The organism is Mesorhizobium sp. M0768 (assembly GCF_040320195.1).
Lineage (GTDB): Bacteria > Pseudomonadota > Alphaproteobacteria > Rhizobiales > Rhizobiaceae > Mesorhizobium.
Genome location: NZ_JAMYPD010000003.1, coordinates 104,568 through 116,217 on the forward strand (window position 1 = coordinate 104,568; position 11,650 = coordinate 116,217).

The following is an 11,650-nucleotide window of genomic DNA, read 5'->3' on the forward strand; positions in this document are numbered from 1 at the left end:
AGTTCCGATCGCAGAAAGGCGCCGACCATGGCCGATGTCGCCCGGCGCGCCAATGTATCGACCGCTGCCGTGTCGTACCTGCTCAGCGGCGACAGCACGCGCCTGAAGTTCGTCGGCAAGGAGGCGCGGCAGCGCATCCTCGAGGCCGTCGCTGAGCTCAACTATGTGCAAAACCGCACCGCGCGGCAGCTGCGCCGCCAGCAGGCCGAGCGAATCTGCCTTGTACTGCCTCGTCTCGGCGTGCCGTTCAGCGACCGGATCGCGCAGGATATCCAATCTGGAGCGGCGCTGAGGGGATTTTCGACAATTATCACCGCGGGAGACACGTTCGAACGAACCGACCGGATCGTGAGGGAAATCGAGAGCGGGCTGGCAGACGGCATTATCGCCGACTGGCAGCATCTCTCCGAGCCCGAGGTGATGCTTTTGGCCGCGCGCCTGGCGGCCGCGGGCCGGCCAGCGGTGATCTTCCATCCGACCATCGAGCCGGCAGGCTTCTCGGTTGTGCGCCAGCATACCGGCAGGGCCGTTTTCGAGGCACTCGACTACCTCTACCGAGCCGGCCATCGCTGCATCGCCTATATGGTGCATGAGCAAGCGGTGGACGGGAGCCGTCTCGCCGCCTATCGCAGCTTCCTGCAAGCACGCGGCCTTCCGCTGCGAGACGACCTGGTGATCGGCGGTGCAGAGGCGCGCAAGGCTGCGTTTGCCAATGCTACGGCGCTGGCCGCCCGCGCGGATCGGCCGACCGCGCTTTTCGTCGAATCCGATCTTGCCGCCGTGACCGCCCTGCACGCATTCGAGGAGGCCGGCCTCTCCGTGCCCGGCGACATTGCAGTCATCGGCTGCGGCAATATCGACGAGGGCGAATTCAGTCATCCGGCATTGACGACAATCGGCCCCGAAACTGCCCACTACGACCATCTTGCCGATCATCTGATCTCATTGATCTCGGCAACACCGGGCGCAATACCTACCCTTTTCAGCGTTTCGTGGCAGTTGGTCCGTCGCGCGTCCGCATGAGCAGGATCGCCGCTATTTGACGCCCACGCTTTCAGGCCAGAGGACCTGGATTTCCTTTGGCAGCGCATCCCGCACCTTTGCCGACTGGCCAAGGTCGATATGCCGTGCAAGCACACGCAGCACAGAGCGTGCCGCATCCTCGGGATCGACAGGACGGGTCGATTTCAATTCATCGGCGATGTGTTGCAGGAATTTCTCGAGCGAGCGTGTCTTGTCGGGCATGTCGGCGGGCCGATAGCGATCATAGTAGGCGCCGCGCACGAGCAGCGGCAGTTCCGCTCCCAATTTGGCCGCCAGTCCGATCTGCAGCCTGTCGCGAAGGGTTCGCAGAACGGCGCCCAATGTATGCCAGGCGACGTGTCGATCCGGACCAAGATCCGCCATGATCTCGTCAAGCCAGATGTTTGTTATTTGCAGCGTTTTGTCGAAAACGTCCAAGCCGGTTGCGCTCATCGTCGCCTCCTCGAAAGGTTCTGCGGGCGAAACGGCGACCGGAGATTATTGTTTCGTGGTCCTGTGAAAATCGTCCTGGCAAAGCGGCGGAAACCGGTTCGGTCGGAGAGCCTGTCGGCGTCAGGTCTGCTCGACACTCTGCATCTGCTGGATTTCGGCGATCTGTCGGAAGCGGCCGTTTTCCACCCCGTTGAGTGCAGTCACAGCGGCCAGATTGTCACCCTTTTCATCCCACCGAACGGGCTCGCGATAAGCGATTCCCTTGAAACGGATATTGTGCACCGCCGCCAGAACGTCGCGCCGGCTCGGATGTCCCCTTGGATACAGTGCTGGCGTCTTTGATCGCGGCAAGGAGAAGGCAGGCCGAATCGTAGGCATTCACGGCATAATTGCGCTTCGGCTTCGCCGTCCGACGATCTCGCCAGCTTCGGCGAGCGTCGCTTCCAAGCAATCCCTTCGCGCGTCAACGACGCCCGTTCAACCTTCCCACAGTTGTATTCGGCGCCTGCGTTCCGATCATTAAAGTCGGCCTTGCTGATCCGAAAGGTGGTTGTCCTCCGCCTAACTGAGCTTGTGCTCATCGGTTACGAACGCCGTCTCAGCAATGAGACCAGTCCTCACGTTGCCCGAGCCCGGGTATCTCTTGACTGACTGAGCGGCCCGCGCCGACAATGGCATTGGGAAGATGGCGGGATGGCGCCCACGGTGTTCGGCACCACTTGGCGATCAAGCTGCGAAAGGGCTGTCATGGATTGGAAGCTGGAGCTGGTCCCGGTCCCCGTATCGGACGTCGATAGAGCAATTGCCTTTTATGTTGGGAAGGTCGGCTTTCATCTCGATCACGACCACACCGTAAGCGACGAGATACGTTTCGTGCAATTGACGCCGCCCGGTTCGGCCTGTTCGATTGCCATGGGCAAGGGCCTCGTCGACAGCCCCCCGGGATCCATAAGGGGCCTGCAACTCGTCGTGCCCGATATCGATGAGGCTCACCGGTACCTGGCCGCTCAAGGTATCGAGGTCAGCGATATCAAGGATTTTCCCTGGGGCAGATTTGTCTTCTTTGAGGATCCCGACGGCAACACCTGGTCTGTCCAGCAACTTCCACCTCGCAGCTGAGGCGGCGCGCTGCGGCACGGTCGTGCCCCGACACAGATAGCGCGGGATGCACGGTTCAATTCGAACGCATCCCGGCCTAACGCCTCTTCTCGTCGAAGGCGTCATTCCAATTGTGATAAGGCGCGCGATAGGTGGGGATGCGGTCCTCGACATCGGCAAGCGCTTCGAACGGTTTGTGCGGTTCGGCCTGATACCAGAAGGCGACCGACGAAATGTCGTCCGAGCGGCGATTGGCGTGTCCGTGCTCGATGGTCACCCGGATGCGTTTGTGGAAGATGACCGGGTCCTCTATGTGCCAGCGATAGAGCGTAACCGGCTCGGTCCAGTTCGGCCCGCCGGCGGCGATGATGCCGTGATAGGGCGCGCTGTAGTCCTGTGTCGGGCACCATGCCGTATTGAAATAATCTTCCGTGCCGGTGCCGTGCAGCGTCGGCGGCCAGGCATCGTTGGCGCCGGGGCCGGTCTCGCCGCGATCGTCGATCAGTTCGGCCTTCGGTCCGATGCGCGGATCGGGCTTGCGCACTGTATCCGGCACGGAAATGCCCGGCTCGCCATCGACGAAGATCATGTCGTCGCCCTCGCCATACCAGTCCCATAGTGCGGAACGCCGCCGCGAATAGACGGAATAGAGTACGCCGACATAGTGGCCATGACCTTCCGCCTCCAGGATGGTGTAGTTGCCGTTCCCGTCGGTGTTTTCCCCGCCAAACAGGACCTGCTCGTTGGCCAACCCCGTCTCGTCTATGCCGTCAGGTCGCTGCTGACTGTATTGGGCGTGGAAGCGGCCCAGGCCTTCCTCGAGTTCCTCATGCAGTTCGAGATCGACATAGTAATAGAAAAGCAGGTCGTCCTCAGCTTCATTGGCGACGGTGAAGCGCATGTGGCTGGCAAACGGCATCGGAAAGTAGCAGTTGAAGGCCTTGCCATCCTCGGGGCTTGCCTGGACCGGCAGGCTGGCAAAATTGCGGGTGCGGGCATGCCCCATGCCGAAGAAATCACCGATCGGCGTTTCGATGCTCGGATACTCCTCGCCATCCCAGTAAGCGCGCAGCACGATCTTGCGCAGGAAGTCCTCACTCTTGCAGGCGAGCGTCGCCCAGATATGCGTGACAATGCCGGCACCGTCATGCTCGGCAATCACCACCGTCTGGCCGGGTTCAACATGCAGCCGGTCGTCATTGCCGCCGGTGCGGTCGTAGCTCGAGAACCGGCGGGTTTTGGCGTCGCGCAATTTGGCGAGCCCGCGAAGCGGCGACAAGCCGGCATTATCCATGTGTTTCTCCTCTTGCTTCAGCGGTTATTTCAGGCCGCTTGTCTTGATCGATTCCATGATCTGGCGTTGGAAGATCACGAAAAGAACCAGCATCGGCACGGCGACGATGGTCGAGGCGGCCATGACGTAGTTCCAGGCGGCGGCGTACTGGCTCTTGAAGTTCGCAATGGCTACCTGCACCACCCAGAGATCGAGGTCCGATGTGATCGTCAACGGCCACAGGAAAGCATTCCAGTTGGCGAGGAAGAACAGGATCGCCAGTGCCGACAGGATCGGCCGGCTGAGCGGCAGGATGATGCTCCAATAGATGCGCCAGTAGCCGGCACCATCCATGATCGCCGCTTCTTCCAGTTCCCTGGGCAGCGACAGGTAGTATTGCCTGAGCAGAAAGATGCCGAACGCGTTGAAGATCGCCGGAATGATCAGCCCGGCATAGCTGTCCAGCATGTGCAGCATCCGCGTCAGGATGAACAGCGGCACGATGATTACCGGCAGCGACACCAGAAAGGTCGAGAACATGGCGAGGAACAGCGTGTCGCGGCCCGGAAAACGCAGCCGTGCGAGCGAATAGCCGGCCATCGAATGAAAGAACAGCGCGGCGACCGTCACCGTCGCCGACACGAAGAACGAATTGAAGAGATAGCGCAGGAACGGCACCTCGGTCAGCACATAGAGGAAATTGCCGAGCGTCGGGCGTTCCGGAATGAGGCTCGGCGTGAAGACGTCGCTCGCCGGCTTGAGCGAGATGACCAGCATCCAGACAAGCGGGAATACCGTCATCAGGCCAAGTGCGGCGGTTGCCAGCATCCAGGCAAGTCTCGCCGCTCGTATCTGCGAACGGCCGGAAGGAGTTCGGCCGTCAGTCATGCTCGAAACGTCCGCCGCGCGTCAGCACGAAGAAGAAGACCGTGACCAGCATCAGCGCCAGCACCAGCAGCGATGCCATTGCCGATGCATAGCCGAACGCGCCGAACTGGAATGCCTGCTTGTAGATGTAGATGATCAGCACCGAGGTCGAATTGACCGGACCGCCTTTGGTCATCACATAGATCAGGTCGAAGACCTGGCCGCCGGCGACAGCCGCGACGAGCGAGACCAGGAGGACGAAGAAGCTGGTCGGCTTGAGCAGGGGCAAAGTAATGTACCAGAAGCTTGTCACCGGCCCGGCACCGTCGATCTTTGCGGCTTCGTAGTACTCTGCCGGGATGTCCTGGAGCCCGCCGAGGAAGATCAGCATGTAGAAACCCATCAGGAACCAGACGCTGACCAGCACCAGCGTGAACAGCGCCAGATTTGGATCGCCGAGCAGCGAAATTCCGCCGAGGCCGACGAGCGGCGCCAGCCGGCTGACGATGCCGACCTTTTCGACCAGCATGAGCTGCCACACGAGCGCCACCACGACCAGGCTGACCATCTGCGGCGCAAAGAACATCGAGCGCATGACCGCGTTGAAGCGGTTGGTCTTCTGCACCAGAAGCGCCAGTCCCAGTCCGGCGACGTAGAGCGCCGGCACCAGCATGACGGCATAAGCTACCGTCACCTTCACGGACGACCAGAACAGCGGGTCGCCCCACATGCGCCTGTAATTGCCGAACCCGACGAACCTGTAGCCGCCGAAGCCGTTGACCTCGAAGAACCCGACGGCGAGCGACAGCAGCATCGGCACGCCGACGAACACCAGCAGGCCAACCGCATCGGGCAGGACGAACAGCCATGCGGCGCAGCGCTCCCTTTGCTTGGCGGTGAGGCCGCGGGCGGAATTCGCGCCCGCGGCTGGCGGTTTCATCTGATCCATGCTGGAAAGGGCCTAAAGGATCGGCGCGCCGGAATAGGAAGCGAGGAACGCATCGAGTTGCTGACTGGCCGTCGTCGCCGCCTGCTGGGCATCAACCCCGCCAAGCTGTGCCGACTGGATGGCGTCGGAGATGATCTTGTAGGCCTCCGGCGGAACCCGCGGCTCGGCGCGCGTCCCCGGATGGATCTCCTTGGCGAAGGTGCCGAACTTGCCGGTGCTGAAGACATCGGCGCCGGCCTTCAGCGCGCTGTTGCGCGGCGGCATGTCGCTCTTGGCGACAGTGCACCAGTTGACGACCCGGTCGATCGATGCCGGATCCATTGAGGCCAGCGCCCAGGCGCAGAACTGGGCGGAAGCATCCGGGTTCTTGCCTCCGGCATTGGCGACAAAGGCCCAGCCACCGCCGACGGTGACGTATTTGCCATTGGCCGGTGTCGGCAATTTGAAGATGCCGTAGGGCACGTCCTTGGCGTTGTTGTCCATCGCCGAAATACCCCAGATGCCGCAGTTCTGCATGGCGCACAGCCCTGCCCCGAGATTGGCGACTATGTCGAAGCCGCCGCCGACCACCTGACGCGGCGCCACGCCGGTATTGATGGCATCCTGCCAGAGTTTCAGCGCCTGGACGGTGGCCGGCGAATCGAAGGCGCTCTTGCCGTCCTTGCCCTGGAATTCGCCGCCGCCCTGCCACAGGAACGGATACCAGGTGAAGTTCTGGTAATAGCCGGGAGTCGTTTCGAACAGCACGCCGTAGCGACTGGGCGTCGTCAGCTTTTTGGCGACCGCCAACAGCTCGTCCCAGGTCTTCGGCACGTCGTTCTCGTTGAGCTTTGCATCCTCGAACGCTTTGACCGAATAGTAGAAGGCCATCGGCTCGACTTCCATCGGCACACCGTAGATCTTGCCGTCCACCATGCGGTTGGCGATGACGCTTTCCGGGAAATCGGCCTTGGCGGCATCCTCGATATGCGGCGTCAGGTCGGCAAGTACGCCGCCATTGTAATAACGCAGGAAATCGCCGGGGCTGATGAGGAAGATGTCAGGGCCCTCGCCCGACGCGAAGGCCGTTGCCAGCTTGGAACCGGAGATGTATTCGCTGTTGACGACATATTCGAGCTCGACCTTCTGGTCGTGGCCGTCGTTCCAGTCGGCCACCAGCTTCTCGAACCACTGGACCTGCGGCTTCACGTCTCCCCCAGGCGCATAGAACTGCCAGAATTTCAGCGGCGCTTCCTGAGCGCGCACGGCCATCCTGTTGATGAACGGGAAGCCTGTGAGGCCGGCGGCAGCGAAAGTGGCGCCGCCCTGGATCAGCCGACGGCGGTTCAGGCTGGCCAATGGCCGGTCGCGGGTCGTTTTGTCAGTCATCAATTCCTCCCTTGGATGTTGTTCGGTCGAACGTTGGCGAAGGGACCTCCGTTCCCTTTGCCGGCATCTGGCGTCACGCGCTGTCGAATGGGCTCAACACGCATGGGATCACTTCGGTGCGCGGCGCGCCCTCGACTTTGCCAGCCAGCCGTTCGAGCAGCATTTGCGTGGCGCGCTTGGCAAGCATTGTCGGACTGTTGCCGACACGGGTCAGCTTCGGCCTGACATATTCCAGTTGAGGCAGGTCATCGAAGACTGCGATGGCGATATCCTGAGGGATATTGATCCCATGGTCGTAGAATTCGGTCAGCGCACCGGAGGCCATCAGATAATTGGCGAAGAACATCGCCGACGGCAGGTTTCCGCCGTGCTTCTCCCTGAGCCAGGTGACCGCTTCCCGCCCTGACGGGGCAAGATAGCTTCCCTCGAACCGCAGATCGGCGGAGATTGGCACGCCATTGTCGGCGAGCCCTTTTTCGAAGCCGGCGGCACGCGCCATCGCCTCCTTGAAAAAGGCTGGCCCGGTGACATGGGCGACGCGGCGATGGCCCCTCTTCGCCAGATACTCGCCCATCAGATAGCCGCCGCCGAAATCGTCCAGCTGGACGCTGTCGACAGCATGGTTCGGCAGATGGCCGATGAAGACGGCGGGCAGATCGAGGCTGAGCAGTTCGCTGTGCATGCCGTGCAGCGCGAAGTCGGCAACGATGACGCCATCGACCCGCTTGCGCCCTATCTGGCGCAAATACTCGCGGCCGTGATCCTGTGAATGTCCGCCCGGCACGTCGGTGTTGAAGATCAGCATGTCGAGGCCGACCACTTCGAGCGTCGACTGCGCCGTTTTCACCAGCTCCGGATAGAACGGGTTGCGGATGTCCGGGATCAGCATCGCGATGATGTTGGTGCGGCCGGTGCGCAGGCTTTGCGCCTGCGGGTTCGGCGTGTAGCCGAGTTCGTCGATCGCCGCTTGTACGCGTTCACGCAGCGATTTCGATACCCGGTCCGCATGGTTGATGACATGCGACACGGTCGTGCGCGACACGCCCGCTCGCGTAGCAACTTTGGAAATCGTGCTCATGGTGACAGGTTATGAGCACATGAATGCATTTGCAAATCGATTTTACCGGTGTCTCGCAAATTAGGGCCGTCAGGCGGATTGCGCAAAATGCCAAAAGAAAAGGCCGGACTGTTAAGCCCGGCCAAGTGTGAAGGTCTATAACCTCCAGAGGGGAACGCGCCGGACGCAATGGGAGGAGACATCCGACGCAATTCGCATATGGGTCTGTATTGGTGGCGTTTCAACGATGCGGCAGTAGACCAACGGCGTTGCTGCCATAGAGCCAGAAACGCAAAGCATTCGAAGGGGGCGGTGGATCGCAGCTGCCAGTTGGACACAAAGGTCGCCGAATGCAGGGTGGCTCCTGGCATAGGGACTTCAGTCTGTAGGCCTATCGACCAAGGACCCGCACAGCCAAACTTTGGTCCGAGGCTGCTATCGCAAAAGCCCGAAATGCGAGAGTTTCAGGAACTGAGTTCCGAGGAGCCCCGTTGCGATGCCGACTGTTACAGGAGGCCGCCATGGACCCGAGCATTCACCAGGCACGTTGGCTGCTTTTTCCGTTATTTGGCCTGTGTTTCGGGATCGCGGCCATTGGATTTATTGTTGGCTGACAGTGGGAACTCGGCGCTATCGCGGAGAGACGCAACCACGGGAAGGCAAAAGACTTGCGCAGTAAATAGTCCCTTCCTGCGCTAGCGAGACCCACCAGTTACCATCGTGGGACTGGTGGGCCTTGACGTTCCGGACGCAAACCATTGTTTTAAGCATCACACGAATTCGAACAGGAGGCAGTACGACAGAGCCGTATGATTAAGGGGAGTTCCGACATGCGACTGGCAAGTTCATTGATGACGACCCGGAAACGAAGGACCGGATCTTCACGAGGACGTCGTGTCGGCATTTCTGTAGTCGTCTTGACCTTCATTCTCGTCGTGAGCCCCTATCGCGTCGTGTTCGATGGATCATCGCAGCCGCTCGGCCCGCAGGCTGCCTGGGCCAAAGATGGCGGGAACGGCAATGGCGGGAACGGGAACGGGAATGGGAACGGCAATTCGGGCAATTCGGGTGGAAACTCCGGCAATTCGAACTCGAACGCTGGTGCCGGCAAGGGCAAAGCAAAGTCGCAGGACGACAATCTCCCTGATCCCGCCCCTGCGGTAAACCCCGATAGCAAGCCAAAACTCTTTGTCAACGCATCCACAGGAGACCGGGTCGAGGTGAGCGGCCCGAGCATTGGCGTGGTGCATTCGAACGGACTCAGTGAGCGCATCGACAGCGACCAATATGAAATGCGGGATGCCGAGGGCCGCATCATCATTCGGCGCCTGGCGACGCGTTCCGATCGGGACAGGTTGCTTGGAATGATCAACTGAGGGCCAGTTCACATGGCCGCGCAGTGCGGCATTTTCGGCTCAAGCATGATCGCGAACAGGCGGATGGCGGCGCTCAGTCGCGTCGCGCAAGGTCATGGCAGCTTCGGTCCTGTTGCTGACGTTGAGCTTGGCCAGGATTCGCGTCATGTGGTGCTTTATCGTCTTTTCATGGAGGTTCAGCCGAAGCCCGATCCGCTTGTTGCTCAGTCCCGCGGCAACCAGCGTCAGGATCTCCCTTTCGCGGCTGGTGAGGTCGGCAAGTCCGTCAGCTTTCGCCGGCTCTTTTGATTGAGCCGAGAGATCGGCCAACAGGCGCGCCGACAATTGTGGACAGACATATCGTTCGCCCGACGCTACCGTGCGCAGGATCGCAGCCAACGTCCTCGACCCGACCCCCTTCAGAACATAGCCCCTTGCCCCGCTCTGCAACGCGGTCATCACGTGCTGGTTTTCTTCCGAAACGGTCAGCATCACAATTTTCAGTGCCGGATGCCGCTCAAGGGCCGGTCCGATCACGCCAAGGCCACCTCCAGGAACCGAGATGTCCATCAGCAGAATGTCGGGCCGCTGGTCTTCGATTATCCGCAGGGCATCGTCTCTGCTGCTCCCTTCACCGACGATCTCGAACCCGCCAATCTGATCGAGCGTGCGCACAACGCCTTCCCTGAACAGCGGGTGGTCGTCGACGATGGCGAGCTTGATGGCTGCTGTCATGTCTGCCCCATTTCAACGATGTTGAGGGCCATTCTTACGACTGTGCCACTCTGTGAGGAAGTTACGGTAAACTGGCCCCCGAGGCTTTCCACCCGCTCGCGCAGCCCTACGAGTCCCAGCCTCTCGGGACGCACGATTTGCGGGTCAAAGCCGGCGCCGGCGTCAGCCACTTCGATACAAACGCGCTCGCCGTCGAAATGTTTCTCGACCGACTGACCTTCACCTCCGGCATGACGGAATCCATTGTTCAGCGCCTCCTGGACGAAGCGGAAGATGCAGATCTTGGCCGCCGGCGACAATGGCGCATGGCCGCCGGTCATCGATAGCATCACTTTGACGCCGGTTCGTTCTTCGTGCGCCCGTACGGCAAGCTGGAGAATTTCACCCAGTTCGGCATGCTCGATATGCGGCAGGACAAGGCCCTTGCTGATGCTCCTGATCTCGCGCATGGCATCGTCCAGATGTGCTTTGATGGCCAGCAATTCCTGTGCACGCTTCGATTGCGACGTAGCGGGATCGGCAATGACGGGGCTGTCGATCCCCAGCGCCGCGAGAGCAACCAATTGCGCCGGGCCATCGTGCAAGTCCGCACCGATGCGCCTGAGATAGCGTTCGTTAAGTGCGGTGGCACGCTGCGAGGCACGCTGCACCCGCAGCCTCAACAGTCTGTTTTGCGCAAGCAGATCGGAAAGCTCGGCAATGCGCTGCTTCAACGAGCGGCTCTGCGAACTGATCATGCGGCTGCCACGGAACACGATTGCCGACAGCCCGAGAAAGAAGGCCGCTGTGACGGCGGCAACGTCCAGCCAGGTTCGAATGAGTGCCTGATGCAGGTTTCTTTCAAAATCAGTGGCGACCTCGTAGAATTCTGAAACGGCCACCACTTCCCCTGACCATGGCTGCAGCACCGGATTGTAGATCTCGAGAAGATGCAAGCCGCTGGCCCTTTCGGCCTCGCTGTCCGAATCGTCCAGCTTGTCGAACTCCGAGACCATTTGGCCTGCGAATGCCGCCCGGAGATTGTCGCTGGGTTCAAAGCGCTTGCCGATCAATGTCTTGTCGGTCGAATACAGGATGGTTCCGTCGCGACGCCAGAGCTTGAAGGATTCGAGCCTTGTGCCGAGTGCCCCTTGTCCCAGCGTTTCATCGAGCGCGTGGGCGACGCTCTCGTCGAGCACTTCGCTCTTGCGCATATCCGGAAGCAGCGGCGCGATGACGCTGTCCACGTAAAGAGCCGTTGCGGAAGCCGAATTCTGCGTGACCACGGTTTCTATATGGTTCGTGACGGAAATCCCGACCACCACCATGGCTGACAGGGAAAATAGACCGCCCGCGAGCAGGAACTGCGTTGCCAGCGACAGCGCATTCCAACGGTCAACAAGGCTTGTCAGCCTGTGTGGCTTGGTGTTCCGAATGGCCCGCTCGGCAGCACGCCGCACCAGTGGCGCGATTCTGGAGAGCCGGCTAATCCG

The 11,650-nt window shown here is 60.8% G+C and carries 11 protein-coding genes; 3 read left to right on the plus strand and 8 right to left on the minus strand.

Annotated elements, in window-relative coordinates; genetic code table 11:
• Window positions 1-27 precede the first annotated feature (27 nt).
• Window positions 28-1,023, plus strand: a complete 996-nt coding sequence (locus tag NKI08_RS04970; protein WP_352539305.1) for a LacI family DNA-binding transcriptional regulator — start codon at window positions 28-30, stop codon at window positions 1,021-1,023.
• Window positions 1,024-1,035: 12 nt separating this feature from the next.
• On the opposite strand, the gene NKI08_RS04975 is transcribed toward NKI08_RS04970, so the two are convergent.
• A complete protein-coding gene (locus tag NKI08_RS04975; protein ID WP_352448133.1) occupies window positions 1,036-1,476 on the minus strand; it encodes a DUF2267 domain-containing protein in 441 nt (146 codons plus the stop codon).
• A 693-nt stretch (window positions 1,477-2,169) separates the two neighbouring features.
• Between NKI08_RS04975 and NKI08_RS04980 the strand changes: the two genes are divergently transcribed.
• Window positions 2,170-2,595, plus strand: a complete 426-nt coding sequence (locus NKI08_RS04980; protein ID WP_352469607.1) for a VOC family protein — start codon at window positions 2,170-2,172, stop codon at window positions 2,593-2,595.
• A 76-nt stretch (window positions 2,596-2,671) separates the two neighbouring features.
• On the opposite strand, the gene NKI08_RS04985 is transcribed toward NKI08_RS04980, so the two are convergent.
• The 5 genes from NKI08_RS04985 to NKI08_RS05005 form a co-directional block, all read right to left on the minus strand.
• Window positions 2,672-3,868, minus strand: a complete 1,197-nt coding sequence (locus tag NKI08_RS04985) for a glycoside hydrolase family 172 protein (RefSeq protein ID WP_352767570.1) — start codon at window positions 3,866-3,868, stop codon at window positions 2,672-2,674.
• Between the two features lie 24 nt (window positions 3,869-3,892).
• Window positions 3,893-4,735: a carbohydrate ABC transporter permease gene (locus NKI08_RS04990; protein ID WP_352469604.1), complete on the minus strand. Its 843-nt coding sequence runs from the start codon at window positions 4,733-4,735 to the stop codon at window positions 3,893-3,895.
• Window positions 4,728-5,654, minus strand: coding sequence for a carbohydrate ABC transporter permease (locus tag NKI08_RS04995; protein WP_352448137.1), 927 nt, complete (start codon window positions 5,652-5,654; stop codon window positions 4,728-4,730). Before NKI08_RS04995 ends, NKI08_RS04990 begins: the two co-directional genes overlap by 8 nt.
• A 21-nt stretch (window positions 5,655-5,675) precedes the next feature.
• The gene (locus tag NKI08_RS05000; RefSeq protein ID WP_352539309.1) at window positions 5,676-7,031 is read right to left on the minus strand and encodes an ABC transporter substrate-binding protein; all 1,356 of its coding nucleotides are present in this window, start codon (window positions 7,029-7,031) and stop codon (window positions 5,676-5,678) included.
• A gap of 73 nt (window positions 7,032-7,104) precedes the next feature.
• Entirely contained in the window at window positions 7,105-8,109 is a 1,005-nt protein-coding gene (locus tag NKI08_RS05005) for a LacI family DNA-binding transcriptional regulator (RefSeq protein WP_352767573.1), read from the minus strand.
• An 896-nt stretch (window positions 8,110-9,005) separates the two neighbouring features.
• Here NKI08_RS05005 and NKI08_RS05010 point away from each other — a divergent pair.
• Window positions 9,006-9,464 (plus strand): hypothetical protein, encoded by a 459-nt coding sequence (locus tag NKI08_RS05010; RefSeq protein WP_352767575.1) that lies wholly within the window; start codon window positions 9,006-9,008, stop codon window positions 9,462-9,464.
• Between the two features lie 39 nt (window positions 9,465-9,503).
• Here NKI08_RS05010 and NKI08_RS05015 read toward each other — a convergent pair whose 3' ends face one another.
• Both NKI08_RS05015 and NKI08_RS05020 read right to left on the minus strand, forming a co-directional pair.
• Window positions 9,504-10,178: a LuxR C-terminal-related transcriptional regulator gene (locus NKI08_RS05015; RefSeq protein ID WP_352469600.1), complete on the minus strand. Its 675-nt coding sequence runs from the start codon at window positions 10,176-10,178 to the stop codon at window positions 9,504-9,506.
• A complete protein-coding gene (locus NKI08_RS05020) occupies window positions 10,175-11,617 on the minus strand; it encodes a sensor histidine kinase (protein WP_352767578.1) in 1,443 nt (480 codons plus the stop codon). Before NKI08_RS05020 ends, NKI08_RS05015 begins: the two co-directional genes overlap by 4 nt.
• Window positions 11,618-11,650 lie beyond the last annotated feature (33 nt).

Bases quoted from the DNA above. Each gene is read 5' to 3' on its own strand.
- NKI08_RS05015 (WP_352469600.1), bottom strand. From the start codon at position 10,178: ATGACAGCAGCCATCAAGCTCGCCATCGTCGACGACCACCCGCTGTTC.
- NKI08_RS05000 (WP_352539309.1), bottom strand. From the start codon at position 7,031: ATGACTGACAAAACGACCCGCGACCGGCCATTGGCCAGCCTGAACCGC.
- NKI08_RS04990 (WP_352469604.1), bottom strand. From the start codon at position 4,735: ATGACTGACGGCCGAACTCCTTCCGGCCGTTCGCAGATACGAGCGGCG.
- NKI08_RS04985 (WP_352767570.1), bottom strand. From the start codon at position 3,868: ATGGATAATGCCGGCTTGTCGCCGCTTCGCGGGCTCGCCAAATTGCGC.
- NKI08_RS05005 (WP_352767573.1), bottom strand. From the start codon at position 8,109: ATGAGCACGATTTCCAAAGTTGCTACGCGAGCGGGCGTGTCGCGCACG.
- NKI08_RS04995 (WP_352448137.1), bottom strand. From the start codon at position 5,654: ATGAAACCGCCAGCCGCGGGCGCGAATTCCGCCCGCGGCCTCACCGCC.
- NKI08_RS04975 (WP_352448133.1), bottom strand. From the start codon at position 1,476: ATGAGCGCAACCGGCTTGGACGTTTTCGACAAAACGCTGCAAATAACA.
- NKI08_RS04970 (WP_352539305.1), top strand. From the start codon at position 28: ATGGCCGATGTCGCCCGGCGCGCCAATGTATCGACCGCTGCCGTGTCG.
- NKI08_RS04980 (WP_352469607.1), top strand. From the start codon at position 2,170: ATGGCGCCCACGGTGTTCGGCACCACTTGGCGATCAAGCTGCGAAAGG.